The 18,675-nt window shown below is 54.8% G+C and carries 15 protein-coding genes; 8 read left to right on the top strand and 7 right to left on the bottom strand.

The genetic code is table 11. The features are described from left to right. Window positions 1-208 precede the first annotated feature (208 nt). From JRC49_06800 to JRC49_06780, 5 genes are all read left to right on the top strand, one after another. Window positions 209-1,858 (top strand): extracellular solute-binding protein, encoded by a 1,650-nt coding sequence (locus tag JRC49_06800; protein QTE72506.1) that lies wholly within the window; start codon window positions 209-211, stop codon window positions 1,856-1,858. A 450-nt stretch (window positions 1,859-2,308) separates the two neighbouring features. Beyond that, entirely contained in the window at window positions 2,309-3,976 is a 1,668-nt protein-coding gene (locus JRC49_06795) for a sugar ABC transporter substrate-binding protein (protein QTE72505.1), read from the top strand. A gap of 72 nt (window positions 3,977-4,048) precedes the next feature. Further along, entirely contained in the window at window positions 4,049-5,005 is a 957-nt protein-coding gene (locus tag JRC49_06790) for a sugar ABC transporter permease (protein ID QTE72504.1), read from the top strand. Between the two features lie 27 nt (window positions 5,006-5,032). Continuing rightward, window positions 5,033-5,941: a carbohydrate ABC transporter permease gene (locus JRC49_06785; protein QTE72824.1), complete on the top strand. Its 909-nt coding sequence runs from the start codon at window positions 5,033-5,035 to the stop codon at window positions 5,939-5,941. Window positions 5,942-6,007: 66 nt separating this feature from the next. Further along, the gene (locus tag JRC49_06780; protein ID QTE72503.1) at window positions 6,008-6,913 is read left to right on the top strand and encodes a helix-turn-helix transcriptional regulator; all 906 of its coding nucleotides are present in this window, start codon (window positions 6,008-6,010) and stop codon (window positions 6,911-6,913) included. Between the two features lie 116 nt (window positions 6,914-7,029). Here JRC49_06780 and JRC49_06775 read toward each other — a convergent pair whose 3' ends face one another. Then, entirely contained in the window at window positions 7,030-7,962 is a 933-nt protein-coding gene (locus JRC49_06775; protein QTE72502.1) for an AEC family transporter, read from the bottom strand. A 233-nt stretch (window positions 7,963-8,195) separates the two neighbouring features. Between JRC49_06775 and JRC49_06770 the strand changes: the two genes are divergently transcribed. Both JRC49_06770 and JRC49_06765 read left to right on the top strand, forming a co-directional pair. Further along, the gene (locus JRC49_06770) at window positions 8,196-10,613 is read left to right on the top strand and encodes a ribonucleoside triphosphate reductase (protein QTE72501.1); all 2,418 of its coding nucleotides are present in this window, start codon (window positions 8,196-8,198) and stop codon (window positions 10,611-10,613) included. Between the two features lie 131 nt (window positions 10,614-10,744). Then, the gene (locus JRC49_06765; GenBank protein QTE72500.1) at window positions 10,745-11,659 is read left to right on the top strand and encodes an FAD-dependent oxidoreductase; all 915 of its coding nucleotides are present in this window, start codon (window positions 10,745-10,747) and stop codon (window positions 11,657-11,659) included. Between the two features lie 173 nt (window positions 11,660-11,832). On the opposite strand, the gene JRC49_06760 is transcribed toward JRC49_06765, so the two are convergent. The 5 genes from JRC49_06760 to ybaK form a co-directional block, all read right to left on the bottom strand. Beyond that, window positions 11,833-12,288 (bottom strand): Hsp20/alpha crystallin family protein, encoded by a 456-nt coding sequence (locus JRC49_06760; GenBank protein ID QTE72499.1) that lies wholly within the window; start codon window positions 12,286-12,288, stop codon window positions 11,833-11,835. Window positions 12,289-12,519: 231 nt separating this feature from the next. Further along, on the bottom strand, window positions 12,520-13,647 hold the full coding sequence (locus tag JRC49_06755) for a DUF362 domain-containing protein (GenBank protein QTE72498.1): 1,128 nt from the start codon (window positions 13,645-13,647) through the stop codon (window positions 12,520-12,522). Between the two features lie 28 nt (window positions 13,648-13,675). After that, window positions 13,676-14,767, bottom strand: coding sequence for a prolipoprotein diacylglyceryl transferase (locus tag JRC49_06750; protein ID QTE72497.1), 1,092 nt, complete (start codon window positions 14,765-14,767; stop codon window positions 13,676-13,678). 48 nt (window positions 14,768-14,815) lie between these two features. Further along, a complete protein-coding gene (locus tag JRC49_06745; protein ID QTE72496.1) occupies window positions 14,816-15,823 on the bottom strand; it encodes a phosphodiester glycosidase family protein in 1,008 nt (335 codons plus the stop codon). Between the two features lie 92 nt (window positions 15,824-15,915). Further along, a complete protein-coding gene (gene ybaK, locus JRC49_06740; GenBank protein ID QTE72495.1) occupies window positions 15,916-16,389 on the bottom strand; it encodes a Cys-tRNA(Pro) deacylase in 474 nt (157 codons plus the stop codon). A gap of 136 nt (window positions 16,390-16,525) precedes the next feature. On the opposite strand from ybaK, the gene JRC49_06735 reads away from it, so the two are divergent. Next, window positions 16,526-18,250, top strand: a complete 1,725-nt coding sequence (locus JRC49_06735; GenBank protein QTE72494.1) for a DNA mismatch repair protein — start codon at window positions 16,526-16,528, stop codon at window positions 18,248-18,250. A gap of 58 nt (window positions 18,251-18,308) precedes the next feature. Here the strand turns inward: JRC49_06735 and JRC49_06730 are convergent, their stop codons facing one another. Continuing rightward, window positions 18,309-18,521 (bottom strand): DUF1858 domain-containing protein, encoded by a 213-nt coding sequence (locus JRC49_06730; GenBank protein QTE72493.1) that lies wholly within the window; start codon window positions 18,519-18,521, stop codon window positions 18,309-18,311. Window positions 18,522-18,675: the final 154 nt, after the last annotated feature.

The following is an 18,675-nucleotide window of genomic DNA, read 5'->3' as shown; positions in this document are numbered from 1 at the left end:
GATCAATGCCTCCCCTGCGCTGCGGGGGAGGCATTGTTGCATTCAGGACACAATCCCGGTATAATAGGGAATGAAAAGAGCACTGTTTTCTGAAGAACTGAATGATTCCTGAAAAACCGGCCGACGAGAATAACGACAGCGGAATCTGTTGTTGTTCCCTGGAAAAGGACATAATCGGCAAACATAATTGTTTACGGAGGGATGCGCCATGAAAAAGATGCTGGCTGTGCTGCTTGCATTGGCATTGATTTTCGGGACTGCTGCTGTGGCTGAGGACGGGACGCCTGAGCTGATCACCGTCACGGTGTTCCGGGGAGAAGCGGGTGAACAGCCCACCGCGGACAACCGGATTTACAGGAAGATCGAGGAAGAACTGGGCATCCGGTTTGACATCCGGTTCCTGACCGGAGATCTGGATGAGACCCTGCTGCAGATTCTGTCAGAGGATACATATCCGGATCTGATTGACGGCGCGAACAGCGATGAAATCCTGGAGGACGCGGGCATACTGATTGACCTGCTGCCCTATATCAGCGAGGAGAAAACACCGAACCTGTACAAGCATCTCTATACGGACAACCGGATCAACCAGCTGGTTACGGATGACGGAAAGCTGTACATTATTCCGAATTACGGGATTAACTATAATCAAAGGTCACTGACCTATGCCAACGGTCCGGCTTTCTTCCTGCAGAAGCAGGTTATAGCCTGGAACAATTACAAAGTTCCGACTACATTGAATGAGTATTTTGACCTGATTGAGCGCTTTATCGCGGCCAATCCGGAAACACCGGAGGGAGTTCCCTATACGGGTTTCGCGATTCTCTGTGATGACTGGCACCGCTACTGCCTGGTCAATCCGGTTCAGCACCTGATGGGCCGTCCGAACGACGGAGACGTGATTGTGGACGTCACTACGCCCGAATATAAGACCGAAACCTTTATCAACCAGCCTTACGCAAAGCATTATTATGCCAAACTGAACGAGATGTTCAACAAAGGCCTGATCCCGGAGGAAACCTTCCGCTGGAACCATGACCAGTATATCGAAAAGCTGTCAGGTGGTTCTGTGCTGGGCATGTTTGACCAGAACTGGAACGTGGCTCCCGTGAATGACGCCCTGTATATGTCTGTGAAGATCGAACAGACTTATCTGGCGCTGCCGCTGGTTTACGATCCGGAATACGTGGACGGCCGGGAGATTGAGGAACATTATGTGAACGGGGCCGTGATGAACAAGGACCGGGGCTTCGGCATCTCGGTTACCTGTCCCTATCCGGAACGCCTGGTGGCCATGATGGACACCTTCCTGTCGGATGAATGGCAGCTTCTGTTCCAGTGGGGCATTAAAGGAGAAGACTATTACATTGACGAAAACGGCCGGATGAGGATGACACTGGAACAGTTCCTGGCGCAGGCTGCTGATCCGGGGTGGAAGCTGGCCAACAAGGCGCAGGCCATCTGGGAGGGGTGCCCGAAGAAGCAGGGCACCATGGATGACGGTAATGCCTGGGCTCCCATGGAGCAGCCTGAAAACTACTATGACCAGATGACAGACTATGACAAGGCATTCCTTGCGGCCTGCGGAAAGACACTGCCGATTGAGTTCTTCAATCCGCCGATCGAGACTGCACCCTACGGGGAGGCCTGGCAGATTGACAAGGACCCGATTGATATGGACTACATGGACTTTGAACAGATCGAAGACGAGCGGCTGCCGGAGATCATTATGTGCGATCCGGCCGAGCTGGATGTTCTGTGGGATGATTTTGTGGATGAAATCAGCCACAGTGCCGCGGTTTACTCCGAATTCATGCAAGAGGAGATCCTGAAACTGGTGGAAAAGGCGGCAAAGTGACGCGTACAGGGATTTGTACCGCGACCGGCAAAAAATGTACAAATCCGGGGATGGAAAAAACAGGAAATCCGATCCGGCGGACAAAAAACATTGATCACAAGATGCTGTATACAGCAAGAAACTGAGCAACAACTTAGCATATTCCTCAAATAGTTGCGTAAGTTTTTGATGAGATGATTTGTGTAATCATCTCATTTTTTGTTGCACAATTATTGAGAATGGATACAATAGAAAATGGGCGTAGATATTGGCAAATAAAGGGATTCCGGATCGCACAATATGAGCACGCAAGAAATCGATTTCAAAAACGCTGAGCAAAAACTGATGAATAAAAGGGCAAAAACTTGTTAACAGTGACCGAATGTGCCATTGTGCAAGTACGTACATTTTGACACAATATATGCAAAGGCACGAGGTGCCAAAAAAAAGAAAAACTGGAGGAGAAACACTATGAGGAAAATCCTGGCGGCCCTGTTGGCTCTGGCGATGGTTCTCGCGCTCGTTCCTGCCGTTATGGCGGAAAACGCTCCCATCACTGTGACAGTCTTCAAGGGAGATCCCGGCGATCAGCCCACTGCTGACAACAAGATCTACAAGAAGATCGCTGATGAACTCGGCATCACCTTCGAGATTGAGTTCCTGGCCAATGACCTGAACCAGACCCTGTCTCTGAAGATTGCTGACGACAAGCAGCCCGACCTGTTCGACGGCGGTAACAGCGCTGAAATCCTGGAAGACGCTGACGTGCTGATCGACCTGCTGCCCTACATCAGCGAAGAAAAGACCCCCAACCTGTACAAGCACCTGCATGGCACCAACGTTCAGCTGGACCAGCTGCTGAGCAAGGATGGCAAGCTGTACATCATCCCCAACTACGGCGTGCTGTACAACAAGAACATCAAGCGCTACAACGGACCTTCCTTCTTCGCCCAGAAGAAAGTCATCGAGTGGAACAACTACGTTGTGCCGAAGACCGTTGATGAGTACTTCGCGATGCTGGAAGGCTATCTGGCCGAGCATCCCACCGCTGAAGACGGCACCCCCTACACCGGATTCGCCATCCTGTGCGAAGACTGGCGTCGGTTCTGCCTGATCAACCCCGTGCAGCACCTGATGGGCCGCCCCAACGACGGTGAAGTTATCGTCGATGTGGACGATCCCGAATTTGCTACCTGGACCTTCATCGATCAGGATTATGCGAAGCCCTACTATGCCAAGCTGAATGACATCTATCACAAGGGCCTCATCAGCGCTGACACCTTCGTTATGAACTATGACCAGTATATCGCTGCTCTGTCCAGCGGCTACGTGCTGGGTATGTTCGACCAGGCCTGGGACTTCGATACCGCTACCGCTTCCCTGCGGACTGCTGAGAAGTACGCTGAGACCTTCCTGCCCATCCCGCTTCTGTATGATGCTGATGACCTGGAAGGCATCGCGCTGCCCTCTGAAAACTGGAAGATCGAAGAACACTACATCAACGGCGACGTTATCAACCGTGACCGCGGCTTCGGTATCGCTGCTACCGCTGAGAATCCGGAACGCCTGGTTGGACTGCTGGATACACTGCTGTCCGACGAGTGGCAGGTTCTGCTCCAGTGGGGCGTTGAAGGTGAAGACTACTTCATCGACGAAAACGGCCGCATGAACATGACTCAGGAACAGTACAACAACCGTAACGACGCTGAATGGAAGCGCGCGAACAAGGCTGACGCCATCTTCACCTCCGCTCCCAAGAAGCAGGGCACCATGGATAACGGCAATGCCTGGGATCCCCAGAACCAGCCGGAAATCATCAGCGCCAACGAGCCTCAGTACGACAAGGACCTGTATGCCAAGCTGGGCATCAAGGCCATTGAAGAACTGTTCAACCCGGCCATCCAGCTGGCTCCCTACGGAGAAGCCTGGCAGATCAACAAAGAGCCCATCGACATCGATTATCAGAAGTGGCTGTCCATCCAGATGGAGTGGCTGCCCAAGATCATCATGTGCGATCCGAGCGAAATCGACGCCAACTTCGCCGCGTTCCAGGCAGAAATCAAGCCCTACTCCGAGATCTATGCAAACTTCATGCATGAAGAGATCCTGAAGCAGGTTTATCCGGAACGCTATCAGTAATCAATAGTATCCACGCGAGGGGGAGAGATTCGTCTCTCCCCCCCTTGCCGTTGTTGAGAGGAGAAGGAAAAGATGACCCTGAAGACATCCACCACGGGAGCAGTCTTGCCGAAAAAGAAGAAAGGATTCTTCCGGACGCTTGGGAAACAGTATCAGCTGATGATTATGTCTGTTCCCGTGCTTCTGTATGTCCTGCTGTTTAACTATGGTCCCCTGTGGGGCTGGCTGACAGCTTTCCAGGATTATAACGTCAAGAAGGGCCTGGCAGGCAGTAAGTGGGTTGGCTGGGACAACTTCAGATTCCTGTTTGGCGACAAGGATTTCCACCTGGCACTCCGCAATACGGTGGCTATGAGCGTGATTAACCTGGTGTTCGGTACACTTTGCGCTATTGTGCTGGCCATTCTGCTGAACGAGGTCCGGAACCGTAAATTCAAACGGACAGTTCAGACCGTGACATACCTGCCCCACTTCCTGTCCTGGGTTATCGTGGTTGGTATGGCGCAGGATATTTTCGCCAGCAGAGGCTCCATCAACGAGCTCCTTATGGCCCTGGGCGCGAAAGAACCCGTGTTCTTCCTGGGCAAGGGCGAATACTTCTGGTGGTTGTTCGGTGCAATCAACGTCTGGAAGGAAGTTGGATGGGGCACGATTATCTACATCGCAGCCATGACGGGTATTGACCCGTGCCTTTACGAGGCGGCGGAAATTGACGGTGCGGGACGCTTCCAGCGGATCCTGCACGTGACGCTGCCCGGTATCAAATCCACCTTTATGGTATTGCTGATCATGAATATCGGCCATCTGCTGGATGCCGGTTTCGAGGTTCAGTACCTGATGGAAAACCCCCTGATTATGAAATTCTCGCAAACAATTGACGTTTACGTTATGAAATACAGCTTCGGCGGCGCCAGACCGCGTTTCTCCATCGGTGTTGCCGCCGGTATGTTCAAGAGCCTTGTTGCCATTATCCTTCTGCTAGCCGCTAACGGAATCGCCAGGGCGCTCGATGAAGAGTCGCTGATTTAAGGAGGGATGAACATGACAACTGCTGCAATGAAATCCATTAAAAACAGAAAACGCCGGGATATTGTGTTTCCCGTTTGTAATACCATTATCCTGATTTTTGTAATGTTCATTACCCTTTATCCGGTTCTGAACACGATTGCCTATTCTTTCAACGACGCTATGGACGCTGTCAGGGGCGGCATCGGAATCTGGCCCCGTAAATTCAGTACGGACGCTTATGCCTCTGTCATCAAGGATCCCGCGGTCTATAAAGCTTTCGGCATTTCTGTGTCCAAAACAGTATTGACCACGGTGCTGAATCTTTTCCTGACCACCATGGTTTCCTACGCCCTCTCCCGGAAGGAATACGTACTGCGCAGGTTCATCACCACGCTGATGGTGCTGACCATGTATGTGAACGCCGGCCTGATTCCCGGATACCTGCTGGTTTCCAAGGTGCTGGGACTGAAGAACACTTTCTGGGCCTACATTATACCCTCCCTGTTCCAGTGCTTTAACATGATTGTTATCAGGACATACATTTCCAACAGTATTCCTGACGCACTGGTGGAATCCGGTAAAATTGACGGCGCGGGAGACCTGCGGTGCTTCTTCCAGATTATCCTGCCGCTGTGCGTGCCGGTGCTGGCCACGGTTGCACTGTTCATTGCGGTTGGTGCCTGGAACGACTGGTTCTCCACCTGGCTGTATAACAGCAGCAAGGCTGATCTCCATTCGCTGCAGTATCTGCTGAAGATGAAGCTTGAAACCACACAGAACCAGGCGAATGCAGCCATGACTACTGCTGACGCGCTTGCGGCCAAAGCTTCGAAGGTGGCACCGATTACGGTTCGTGCTTCCATCACCGTGGTGTCTGCGGTGCCGATTATGATTGTCTATCCTTTCCTGCAGAAGTACTTCGTAACCGGTATGGCGCTGGGTTCTGTTAAGGGCTGACAAAGAGCATTTAGTATACTGGGCTGATATATTCCGACAGAAATCGGATTTAGGAGGTGTGGACCGGTGTCACAGATGAGGAGCGCGGAGGTCTCTGCCCGGGCCGCGCGCTATGAAGACGGTTTCCGGGTGCTTCAGGGCAGGCGGGAATATGTTACCTACCTGGATGACTCATCGATCCGGATCTGGTATTCGGATATCCCGTGGCGGTATGAAACCCATGACCACTCAGCGGTGGAGATCCTCCTGACGCTGGAAGGCATGGTTACCTATACCATCGAGGATAAGATCTACCAGGTCCGTAAAGGGGAAATCCTGATTGTTCCGCCGGATACACTCCATTCCCTGACGATGGGAGAGGGAAGCAGCCGGTATCTGTTCCTGTTTGAGTCTGATGCAATCATGACCATGCGGGATATCAAATCCATGGCCATGTATTTCCATAAACCGTTCCATCTGCGGGACGGATCCGATGCCCATGTACGGATCCGCGAGCTGCTGCTCCGGGCCAGGGAGGCCTATGAGAAGCGGGAGCTGATGTGGAACACCATGTGCTACAGCTGCATCCTCCGGGTCTATGCCACGCTGGGACAGCGTTACCTGAGCGGTATCAAGCCGCGGACCGGGGAAAACATGCGGAACATGGATTCCGAAGTCATCAACGCGGTGATGACCTATATCAACAATCATTACCGGGAAGAGCTTTCCCTGGAGGATGTGGCGAAGTTCGCCGGTTTCAGCCGTTACTACTTCTCCCGTTCCTTCAAACGGCAGACGGGTTATTCCTTCAAGGATTACCTGTGCCAGAAGCGGCTGCAGGTAGCAATGGACCTGCTGATCCGGACGAACCGCTCCATGCGGGACGTGGCGATCGAAAGCGGCTTCGGCTCTGTGGCAACCTTCAACCGGGTATTCCGGGAAAAGAAGGGTTGTACGCCGACACAGTACAGGGCAATATATGGAACATATTAAGAAAATGGCATTCAGGAGAATCCTGAATGCCATTTTTAATGAATACTTAAAACTGAAAACTTAAGAATGAAAAATACAGCCTGGCTTTTGCAAAGCCAGGCTGTTGCTTCTATATATTATACCAGCAGGCTGAGCAGCGGAATGGTGAGGATGCTCAGCAGGGTGGAGAGGAGAGCGCAGTTGGCGGCCAGTTCCTGGCCGTTGTGATGGATCTCGGCGAGGTTCAGCAGGATGCTGGCACATGGAGTGCCGGCCAGGATCAGGATGCTGCCCTTGAATACAGGATCAAGCGGGAAGGGAAGCACAAGCAGGTAACAGAAGAGCGGGAACACCAGCAGTTTGCCGGCGGAGATCAGCCAGGCCAGCTTTGTGGTGAAGAGGGCTTTGAAATTCATGGTGGCCAGCCGGACACCGAGGATGATCATGCACAGCGGGGTGGACATGGCACCCAGGGTGCTGAAGCCGGTGCGCAGGATATCGGGAAGCCAGTCTTTGGCATTCAGGAGGCACAGGATCATACCCGTGAAGACGGCCAGCATGGAGGGGTTTACCAGGGCGGCCTTCAGGGAGATATGCTTTTTCTCCCCGGTCAGGGTGAAAACGCCGACAGTCCAGGCCAGGATATTCAGGGCGGCGTTAAACATGGAGGAGTAAACCGCGGCTTCCGGTGCCTCCGGGAAAAGGGCGCGGACCACCGGCATGCCGAAAAAGCCCACATTGCCCATGACGGCCGCGATGGACAGCATCCGCAGGGCGAATACCTTCCTTTTTTCCTTGCCCAGGATCAGGAGGATCAGCAGCATCAGCAGCGTTTCCCCGGCCAGGGCGAAGAGCAGGAAGAGCCCCATCTTCGCAAAAAGGGCGGGAGAAGGATCCAGCCCGTACAGGGCGTTCACATACAGGGCGTATCCGCAGATATAGAGCAGGATGACGCTGATACTGCTCAGATGATCTGGTTTCACTTTTTTGACTTTGCACATGAAAAAACCGGGCAGAAGATACAGGAGCATGAGCAGCACATTGCTGAAGGTGACGGAGAAACTGATCATCAAAAACCACCTCGTATCCAGTATTATATCATTGCTTTTTTTGTGCGTACAGCCATGAAAGCCTGGAAACCTTGAAAATCATGGGATGCACAAGATATAGGTATTTTTATGAAAATCTTTCACAACATATTGACTTTCCCGGGAGGGGCATGCTATATTTAGTGAGCAAAAAATATAGGGTATTTCTGACTGTCAAAAACAACAAATAAGAGGAAACAAGGGAGCGCTTAGTTATGTATCAGGTTGTCAAAAGAGACGGAAAAATCACGGATTTTGAGATCGGCAAAATCTCAAAAGCCATCACCAAAGCGTTCGAAGCTCTGGGAAAACAGTATCATCCCAGCGTGATCGACATGCTGGCCCTGCGGGTTACCGCGGAGTATGAACCGCTGATCCACGACGATAAAATCGCGGTGGAAACCATCCAGGACTGCGTCGAAAAGGTGCTGTCCGAAGCGGGTTATGCCGACGTGGCCAAGGCCTACATTCTGTACCGCAAACAGCGGGAGAAAGTCCGTAACGTCAACTCCGCCCTTCTGAACTATAAGGACCTGGTGGACAACTATCTCCGCATCAACGACTGGCGCGTGAAGGAAAACTCCACCGTCACCTATTCTGTCGGCGGCCTGATTCTGTCCAACTCCGGTGCCATCACGGCCAACTACTGGCTGAGCGAGATCTATGACAATGAGATCGCTGAAGCCCACCGCAGCGCCGCGATTCATATCCACGACCTGAGCATGCTGACCGGCTACTGCGCCGGCTGGAGCCTGAAGCAGCTGATCCAGGAAGGCCTCGGCGGCGTTCCAGGCAAGATCACCAGCTCTCCGGCCAGCCATCTGTCCACCCTGTGCAACCAGATGGTGAACTTCCTGGGCATCATGCAGAACGAGTGGGCCGGCGCTCAAGCTTTCTCCAGCTTTGATACCTACCTGGCTCCCTTCGTCCGGATTGACAACCTGTCCCAGAAGGAAGTCAAGCAGTGCATCCAGAGCTTCATCTACGGTGTGAACACCCCAAGCCGCTGGGGTACCCAGGCACCCTTCTCCAACATTACCCTTGACTGGACCTGCCCGAAGGACCTGGAAAACCTGCCGGCCATCATCGGCGGCAAGGAAATGGACTTCACCTATGGCGAGTGCCAGAAGGAAATGGATATGGTCAACAAGGCCTTCATCGAAATCATGATTGAAGGCGACGCCAACGGCCGCGGCTTCCAGTATCCGATTCCCACCTATTCCATTACCCGGGACTTCGACTGGTCCGAAACCGAAAACAACCGGCTGCTGTTTGAGATGACCGCCAAGTACGGCACCCCCTACTTCAGCAACTACATCAACTCCGACATGGAGCCCAGCGACGTGCGCAGCATGTGCTGCCGCCTGCGTCTCGACCTGCGTGAACTGCGCAAGAAGAGCGGCGGTTTCTTCGGCAGCGGCGAATCCACCGGTTCCATCGGCGTTGTGACCATCAATATGCCCCGCCTGGCCTATGAAGCCGCTGACGAGAAGGAATTCTACGCCAAGCTGGATCACCTGATGGACGTTGCGGCCCGCAGCCTGAAGACCAAGCGTACGGTGATCACCAAGCTGCTGGACGGCGGCCTGTATCCCTACACCAAGCGCTACCTGGGCACCTTCAGCAACCACTTCAGCACCATCGGCCTGGTGGGTATGAATGAAGCGGCCCTGAACGCCAACTGGCTGAAGAAGGACCTGACCCATCCTGAAGCGCAGAAGTTTGCCCAGGACGTGCTGAACCATATGCGGGAGCGCCTGAGCGACTACCAGGAACAGTACGGCGATCTGTACAACCTGGAAGCGACCCCGGCCGAATCCACCACCTACCGTTTCGCGAAGCATGACAAGGAGCAGTATCCGGACATCATCACCGCGAACATGAACGGTACGCCCTACTATACCAACTCCAGCCACCTGCCCGTAGGCTACAGCGAGGACATCTTCTCCGCACTGGACGTGCAGGATGAGCTGCAGACCCTGTACACCTCCGGTACTGTCTTCCACGCCTTCCTGGGTGAGAAGCTGCCGGACTGGAAGGCAGCCGCAAACCTGGTCCGCAAGATCGCGGAAAACTATAAGCTGCCCTACTACACGATGAGCCCCACCTACTCCGTCTGCAAGGACCACGGCTATCTGAGCGGCGAGCAGTACACCTGCCCCCACTGCGGACAGAAGACCGAGGTTTACAGCCGGATCACCGGTTACTATCGTCCTGTGCAGAACTGGAACGACGGCAAGGCCCAGGAATTCAAAGACCGCAAGGTTTATGACATCGGTCACAGCCGCCTGACCCATACCGGCCCTGTGATGGCCACCGCACCGGCTGCCGAACCCGTGAAGGAAGAGCCCGCTGCCCAGCCTGAGAAGGAAAACAAGGGCTGCAACTGTGCCCGCGCGATCCTGTTTGTCAGTGCCACCTGCCCCAACTGCAAGCTGGCAATCAGTATGCTGGAGAAGGCCGGCTTCCTGTTCAAGAAGGTGCTGGCGACGGACAATCCCGAACTGACCAACCAGTACGGTGTGAAGCAGGCGCCCACGCTGGTGGTGCTCGGCCAGAATCCCGATGAATACACCAAGTACAAGGGTGTATCCGAAATCAAGGGTATGCTGACGGCAAAACAGGTCGGATAATAAGAGGCATGAGGTAGGAAGTAGGAGGTAGGAAGTCGGAAACCGGATTATGGTTTTCGTTCCACTCCGATAGGATTACAAAATGAGAAAAAGGGACGCGGCGCGTCCCTTTTTCAAAGGATGGGTGAAAAATGACGGATATCATCGTGATCGGCGGAGGCCCCGCGGGCATGACAGCCGCGCTGTACGCGCAGCGGAACGGAAAGAACGCACTGGTGCTGGAAAAGCACGGTTTCGGCGGACAGATTACCTACAGCCCCAAGGTGGAAAACTGGCCGGGTACCGCCCAGATGAGCGGCAATGAATACGCCGAGGCGCTGCTGGACCAGATCATGAACCAGGGCGCGGAAGTGGACCTGGCGGAGGTTGTCCGGATCGAAGATCACGGGGACTATAAGCGGGTATTTACAGACGACGGCCTGGAGCGGGACGCAAAGGCTGTTATTGTGGCGGCGGGCGTGAAGCACCGGATGCTGGGCCTGCCGGGTGAAAACGAGCTGGTGGGCGAGGGCATCAGCTTCTGCGCCGTGTGCGACGGGGATTTCTATACCGGAAAAACCGTATGCGTGGCCGGCGGCGGAAACTCCGCCCTGCAGGAGGCGATCCTGCTGTCCGGCAAGTGTGAAAAGGTGATCATGCTGCAGGACCTGCCGGATTTCACCGGTGAAAAGAAGCTGCAGGAGATCCTGTTCAGCCGTCCGAATGTGGAAAAATACACCGGCGTGAAGATCACAGGCCTGAACACGGAGGAGGGCATTCTCCGGAGCGTGACCGTGAAGCCGCAGGACGGCGGGGAAGAACGGCAGGTTGCCTGTGACGGCCTGTTTGTTGCCATCGGCCTGATTCCGGAAAACGATGCTTTCGCGCATCTGGCGGATCTGAACAAGTGGGGATACTTTGACAGCGATGAGCGCTGCGAGACAAAGACCCCCGGCGTCTTTGTGGCGGGTGACTGCCGCAGCAAGACGGTACGTCAGCTGACTACCGCGGCGGCGGACGGTGCGACAGCAGCGCTGGCAGCCTGCAAGTATATCGATAGTCTGTGAAGAAGTCCGGTTGAAAATGAAATACTGCCTTCGGCAGTATGAAATATTGAGCCGCTTGCGGCTCAATGTGAAATATCGCTTCGCGATATGAAATATCCGGCTGACGCCGGATGTGAGAAAAACTGAAAAATAAAAGGAGCGGCTCAGAGAGCCGCTCCTTTGTTGGTTGGAGATTATGCAATGAGGATTTGTTTCTTTTCGGGATCCTTCTTGGCTTCCTTCTTGGGAAGCTTGACGGTCAGGACACCGTCTTCGTATTTGGCCTGCACATCCTCCTCTGTCAGGTTGTCGCCCACGTAGAAGCTGCGCTGCATAGTGCCGGTATACCGCTCCTGGCGGAGCAGCTTGCCGTTCTTTTCTTCCTTGTTCTCCAGGTTCTTCTGGGTGGAGATGGTCAGATAGCCGTTCTGAAGATCCAGATGAATTTCATCCTTCTTCATACCGGGCAGATCCACCGCCAGCTCATAGCCTTCGTCGGTTTCCTTCACGTCGGTTTTCATCATCCGGGCGGCGTTCTTACCGTAGAGCGCTCTTTCCGGACGGCCGAAGCCGCGGAAGAAATCACGGTCGAAGTCATCAAACAGATCCATCATATTTTCACCGAAAACAGCAGGCAGGAAAGTACTCATATAAAACCCTCCATTCTTTTGATCCGGTTCCGTTGCTTATTGCGGTTCCGGGGAATTACTTTTCGTGGTCACTGGCCACCGCACTCTCTTTCTTGTGCTGATTATATTATACTTAAAAGTCAAAGATAGTCAAAGACATAAATAGTCAATAAGAAGAGCTTTCTGCCGAAAACGGGCAGAAAGCTCTTAAATACTTCAAAATGCTGAATTTTTCTGATTATTTCGCGCTGATCAGATTTTGATCAGTTCATAGGTTCGGGTACCCAGGCCGATCTTTTCCCCGTGGGCGAGGGTTTCCCGCCAGCTGACGTTCGGGTTGCTGTCCTTGAAGTGATCGTGATGATGCTTCCAGCCGGGTTTTGCCAGGTTGTCAGACAGCTGGCTGTTGGGCAGCGGTTCCGCGGCCAGGCACAGATCCGCACAGGCCTGGTCCAGGGCTACCGGATCAAAGGAGGCCAGCATGCCGATATTCGGCAGGATGGGCGCATCGTTTTCCCCGTGGCAGTCGCAGTTGGGGGAAACATCCATGATCAGGGTGATATGGAAGGAAGGCTTCCCGGCACAGATCGCGGCGGTGTATTCTGCCATCTTGCGGCCCAGCATATCCGCCGCGGTGTCAAAAGACGGATGGATGGCATCAAAGGCACAGGCGCCGATGCACCGGCCGCAGCCCTTGCAGATATCCTGCATGATATAGGCCTTGCCGCTTTTATAGGTGATGGCGTCCGATCCGCACTCCCGGGCGCACTTGCGGCAGGAACGGCACAGGGCCTGGTCAACAACCGGCTTGCCGTCGCTGTGCTGCTGCATTTTCCCGGCCCGGCTGCCGCCGCCCATACCGAGATTCTTGACCGCACCGCCGAAGCCGGCCATTTCATGACCCTTGAAATGATTCAGGGAAATAATGATGTCCGCGTCGTAGAGGGCACGGCCGATATAGGCTTCCTTGCAGTATTCACCGCCGAGGACCGGTACGGTGATATCATCCGTCCCCTTCAGCCCGTCACCGATGATGATGTAGCAGCCGGTGGTCACGCTGTTAAAACCGTTGACTTCTGCGTTGTACAGATGGTCTACGGCGTTTTTCCGGCTGCCGGGATAGAGGGTGTTGCAGTCGGTAAGGAAGGGCTTTCCGCCCAGTTCCTTGATCAGGTCTGCCACTGCCTTGACATAGTTCGGCCGGAGATAGGCAAAGTTGCCCAACTCACCGAAGTGCATTTTAATGGCAGCGAATTTCCCGGCAAAATCGATCTTGTCTATTCCGGCCCGGCGGCAGAGCTTCTGGAGCTTGACGCCCTGGCTGACGTCAGCTACGGTCCGGAAATCGGTGAAATAGACGGGGGAAGACTTCTGGGACATAAGAGTTCCTCCTTTGTCAGGGTCATATTTACTTTTCCAGTGCAGATTCGGAATGGTACAAGGTCATTAAGGTGACGCCGATGGCGGTCAGGGAGGACAGCATCATCAGGTCCAGCAGAATGGTGTACAGGAATCCGGAGGAATCCGGATCGACCGTGGCCAGCAGGTAAAGCAGGATCAGCGTGCCGGTGAACAGGCCGAACAGGCCGGCGGGCAGCTTTCCGGCTTTCCCCCGGAAGGCGATGAGCATCAGGCCGAACAGCACGGCTGTGGCGGCCAGCGCGATATACAGCAGGGTTTCCATCTGGGGCTTGTCAAACACGAACTCAGCCATTACGACCGCGCCGGCAGCGGCAACGAGCACCGCAAAGCTCAGGATGGTCTTTTTCCGGTCGGGCCTGCGGCGGATGACCAGGACGATCATCAGGGCCAGCAGGGTCAGGACCGCGGCGATCTGGGTGAAACGAACGAAGGAATTCAGACGGACGAAGTTGTCTTTCCGGAACTGTTCCAGCAGGATCTGGCTGGTACCGAGCAGCGTAACGAACAGGACGGTAAGCTCTCCTTCGCGGGCGTTCTTCCGGCGGCACAGCAGCAGGATCAGGATGACCAGCGCGGCGATGGCTTCCCAGAACCAGACCGCGTACAGCCAGAAACCGGAATTCAGCCCTTCGCTGGCAATGGGGAAGAAGGAGAGGGATTCCAGCGCTTCAGCGCCGACACCCTCGCCGGTATAGTATTCTCCCAGACGGCAGAAAAAGAGGACTGCACAGGCTGCGGGAGCCAGGGTGTCCAGTGCTTCCAGGGGACGGATGCCGCTCAGCTTCGCACCGGCCAGCGCACCAAGGGTGCCGCCGATGAGGGCACCGTAAAGCGTATAGCCGCCCAGCCAGGGCTGGAACATGAAGGCGAAGGAACTGATTTCATCCATATAGCCGTCGAGACGAAGGAAAGTCCAGAAGGCATGCCCCAGGACGACCGCTCCCAGGATTGTCAGCGGCAGGAGCTGAAAGACCTTTTTGTTCAGCAGGCACAGCAATGCACCGGCCAGTACGCCGGCCAGCACTGCCAGTCCGTAGGGGGTCAGGTTCAGGGGTCCGATGGACAGGATGGTATTCATAGGCTGACGCTTCCTTTGTTGACGGTGGGCTGTGGGACAGCTCCTGGGTTATTCCGCGGGAACCGGTTCCGCTTCAGCAGTGACAAAGTAAATGATATCCTGAATATCCCGCTTCTTGCCGCGGGTGGCGTTGATCCGGTCGGTACCGAGCACCAGCCAGCTGGAGGAACCGCCGTCCAGGTTATAAGCCTGGACCGCACCGCAGTCATAGGCCAGCTGGGCCATTTCCTGGCCGGTGAGGCCGCCGTCCTTGGACTGTTCAGGACCTTCCGCAGTGATCATCAGGTAGGTCAGGTTATCCATCTGGCAGATGGCCTGGCGCTGCAGGTATTTATGGAGCCCCATGCCGGGGGAACTTGCATAATTGTTGCCGTCCAGAACCTGCATCTTGCCGTCGACGACAAGCGCGGGCCCGAAGATGAAGCTGTGGGCGATACAGCCTTCGTAAGGTTCGAAGTCGCTGGGATCGGGTTTCAGCAGGATATGGAAATTGCCGTTCAGGTCGATAATCAATGCATCATATCCGTAACCGGTATTGAAAACGCTGTTCCGCAGCAGTTCACCGTTCCGGTAGACGATGCCTTCCGTCCGGTCGCAGAAATAGTCGCCGTTGATGGCCAGGACGGAGCGTTCACGACGGGCGAGGGAGGTTGCGGCGACGAGCTGCTTGGAAGGATAAGGCTGGTTGGTGCTGGTGCGGAGCTGGGAAGGATCGGCAATCTTGACCCAGGTGAAATACACCGCGGTCTTGCCGCCGTTGCCGTTGACGACCGTTCTCTTCTCGATCTTTACGCAGATGGTACCGTCCTGGTATCCCAGGGGTTCGGACGTGAAGGCGTCCTTGTGCGGGGCATACCGGGAGACCATGGAATTCTTGTACTTGGGATTCGGCTCCAGCACGACCGGTTCCGGTGAGGGGTTAGCCAGCTCCACGGATGAGAAAACAGGCAGCTCTTCCGCTCCGGCATAGGGCAGGGCGGAAGGAACCAGGAACGGGATCAGCAGAATCAGCAGAATCAGCGGGATCAGCCACAGCAGGGTACGCTTTTTCGTCATGAGGAACCTCCATCAGTTAACGCCGGAAACGGCGGTAAAAATGCAAAAAAACATTACATTACAGTTTATCACTCCGCTTTGCGGAAAGTCAATCAAATCAGGGCGGCGGGGGTCAGGGCGGCAATCTGAATCAGATCCGCGGGAGCCAGTTCCACCTGGCAGCCGACGCGGCCCGCACTGACAAAAATCCGGGAGAGACCGGAAGCACTCTCATCAATAAACGAAGGGAAATGCTTCTTCATTCCGATAGGTGAGCAGCCACCATGCACATAGCCGGTCAGCGGAAGCAGATCCCGCTGGGGAATCATGCTTACGGATTTTTCACCGGCGGCAGCGGCGGCCTTTTTCAGGTTCAGCTCAGCGTTAACCGGAATTACGAACACATAATACTTCTGAGGCTTGCCGACGGTGACCAGGGTTTTGAAAACCTGGGAAGGCTCCTCATTCAGCAGGCGGGCGATATCCTCCCCGGTCAGGGTCGGATCCGCTTCATATAAATGAGCACTGTAGGCAATCTTTTTGCTGTCCAGTACCCGCATACAGTTGGTTTTGTCCTGTTTTCCCATGGCAGAGGCCTCCTTTCCGGCCGGGGATTATTGTACCATATTGCGTACGGGCTGTCATCCGCCGCGCAGACTTTACGGGAGCGGACGGATCAGATATAATCAGATCCGCAAGAACCGTTCAAATGAGGATAATGTAATGAAGCAGACGAAGCTGAGTATATTGTTTCCCCGGCAGGATGAAGTGACATACCGGGAGATTCCGGAGGAAAGCTGGCACGACCTGGGGATGGACGCGCTGACGGAGAAAGTGGCGGCGCAGCCCCAGGAGGAGCCGCTGCTCCGCCGGGTGATGATGAGCCTGACGGCGGATCCGGCGGTGGCCGCTTTCCGCAGCGACGTTTTTGACGACATCCTGCGCCATCCGGAAATCCGGGAGCGGCTGATGAAGCTGCTGGACAAGGTCAAAATGTTCTATGACTACGGAGTGGTTAACCGTCACGAGGGGGATGAGACCGGCATCTGGGATCTGATGCACCGGCTGGAGGAATACCATGACTATATCCTGACCGTGGAAGCCATCCGGGAGTGCCTGTCGGATAAGGACCTGGTTTCGGAAGGTCTGACCACGCTGCGGGACACCGTGGAGCAGATCTACCAGGAAAAAGGGTTTGCCGCACTGCGCAAGGACGTGGAGGAAATGCGGGTTGCCGCTTCCGAAATCCGGAGCCTGACGGTAGGCATCAACCTGAATGACCGCTTTGAGGCGATCAGTATGGGACTGGTTTCCGTCAACGCAAAGCCTTTTGTGAAGTCCAGCATCCTGAAGAACTTCCTGGCGTCCGTGTCCCCCAGGGATGAGATCCGGAAAGAGGCGGACTGGAGCGGAAGCTATAACTATTATCCCGCCAATACGGAGGTGGGGCTGCTTCAGTCTGTCGGTCAGTTTGTGGAGAGCTCGGTGATTCTCCGCAATCCGCTGGCGGCCATGTCCCTGTCCCGGATCCCCGCGGCGGACGGCACTGCCAATGTGCCGCGGCAGATGGACAGCGCGGCGTCCATGCTGACTTCCAGGATTGCCCGGAAGCTGCGGGACACACTGGGACAGTACCTGAATGTGAGCGTCAAGGAAATCGCCGACCTGATACCGGAACTGGTGTTTTATACCCGGTGGGCGGAATACATTGAGAAGAAACAGAAAGCAGGCTGGAAGTTCTGCAAGCCGCAGGCCAGGCTGAACCGGCAGGGGGCGGCCTGCATGAAGGCAGCGGGACTGTACAACCTGAAGCTGATTGCCACCGAAAAGCCGGAGAACGTGGTACCCAATGACCTGGTCTTTGATCCGGAAAAACGGGTATATGTCCTGACTGGCGCCAACCGGGGCGGCAAAACCACGGTGACTCAGGCGGTCGGCCAGCTGTTTATCCTGGCACAGAGCGGTATTCCGGTACCGGCGGAAAGCTTTGAGTATGACCCGGCGGACCGGGTGCTGACCCATTTCCCCGCGGATGAGGACAAGACGCTGGACCTGGGACGGCTGGGCGAGGAATGCCGGCGCTTCCGGGAATTGTTTGTCAGCTGTACGCCGGAAAGCCTGCTCCTCCTGAACGAGACCTTCTCCACCACATCCTTTGAAGAGGGATACTTTATTGCGGCAGACGCGGTCCGGGCCATTCTCGGCCGGGGCACCCGCACGATCTATAATACGCACATGCATAAGCTGGCCCAGGACCTGGACACGGTGATCAATACGGGCGAAGCCGAAGGGAAGGCGGTTTCCCTGGTGGCGGAAACCAGGGAAGGAAAGCATTCCTTCCGGGTTGTGATCGCTCCGCCGGAAGGACAGTCTTTCGCCAGGGATATCGCGGAAAAATACGGTGTGACCTACGAAAGCCTGACGGCTTCCGTGCCGTCAGAAAACTGAATCAGGGCATAACAAAGGCCGGAGGAAAAATCCCTCCGGCCTTATTGTCGGTCAGAACTTACTTGTTCTCAGCGATCTTTTCGTTGATTGCTTCGATGACCTGCTCCGCGGGAATGCCGTGAACCGCGCAGGCATCCTGCAGGGATTCATTGCGGGAAGCGGGGCAGCCCAGGCAGTGCATGCCGATGGACAGCAGGATCTCGATCGCTTCGGGGTACTTGGTAACAACTTCGCCAACCAGTGTTTCACCGGTAACATACTGTTCAGCCATGGTAAAATCCCTCCTACATACTGAGTTACTGGCTCATCATACACTATCCTTGAATAAAAAACAAGTCATATCCCTTATAAATCAATCGGTGAAAGAAACGGGGAGACGGGTGCTGGAGGGAAGGGCGATGGAGGAAACCCTCCAAATGAAGAAT

The organism is Clostridiales bacterium FE2011, from assembly GCA_017569305.1.
Lineage (GTDB): Bacteria > Bacillota > Clostridia > Christensenellales > Aristaeellaceae > Aristaeella.
The sequence above is the reverse complement of the archived record's forward strand: the minus strand, read 5'-3'. Positions and strand labels throughout refer to the sequence as shown.

What these genes read in the sequence shown, in the direction of transcription:
- JRC49_06770 (QTE72501.1), top strand. Translation starts at nt 8,196, where the DNA reads ATGTATCAGGTTGTCAAAAGAGACGGAAAAATCACGGATTTTGAGATC.
- JRC49_06765 (QTE72500.1), top strand. Translation starts at nt 10,745, where the DNA reads ATGACGGATATCATCGTGATCGGCGGAGGCCCCGCGGGCATGACAGCC.
- JRC49_06745 (QTE72496.1), bottom strand. Translation starts at nt 15,823, where the DNA reads ATGACGAAAAAGCGTACCCTGCTGTGGCTGATCCCGCTGATTCTGCTG.
- JRC49_06755 (QTE72498.1), bottom strand. Translation starts at nt 13,647, where the DNA reads ATGTCCCAGAAGTCTTCCCCCGTCTATTTCACCGATTTCCGGACCGTA.
- JRC49_06735 (QTE72494.1), top strand. Translation starts at nt 16,526, where the DNA reads ATGAAGCAGACGAAGCTGAGTATATTGTTTCCCCGGCAGGATGAAGTG.
- JRC49_06800 (QTE72506.1), top strand. Translation starts at nt 209, where the DNA reads ATGAAAAAGATGCTGGCTGTGCTGCTTGCATTGGCATTGATTTTCGGG.
- JRC49_06775 (QTE72502.1), bottom strand. Translation starts at nt 7,962, where the DNA reads ATGATCAGTTTCTCCGTCACCTTCAGCAATGTGCTGCTCATGCTCCTG.
- ybaK (QTE72495.1), bottom strand. Translation starts at nt 16,389, where the DNA reads ATGGGAAAACAGGACAAAACCAACTGTATGCGGGTACTGGACAGCAAA.
- JRC49_06750 (QTE72497.1), bottom strand. Translation starts at nt 14,767, where the DNA reads ATGAATACCATCCTGTCCATCGGACCCCTGAACCTGACCCCCTACGGA.
- JRC49_06760 (QTE72499.1), bottom strand. Translation starts at nt 12,288, where the DNA reads ATGAGTACTTTCCTGCCTGCTGTTTTCGGTGAAAATATGATGGATCTG.
- JRC49_06795 (QTE72505.1), top strand. Translation starts at nt 2,309, where the DNA reads ATGAGGAAAATCCTGGCGGCCCTGTTGGCTCTGGCGATGGTTCTCGCG.
- JRC49_06790 (QTE72504.1), top strand. Translation starts at nt 4,049, where the DNA reads ATGACCCTGAAGACATCCACCACGGGAGCAGTCTTGCCGAAAAAGAAG.
- JRC49_06730 (QTE72493.1), bottom strand. Translation starts at nt 18,521, where the DNA reads ATGGCTGAACAGTATGTTACCGGTGAAACACTGGTTGGCGAAGTTGTT.
- JRC49_06785 (QTE72824.1), top strand. Translation starts at nt 5,033, where the DNA reads ATGAAATCCATTAAAAACAGAAAACGCCGGGATATTGTGTTTCCCGTT.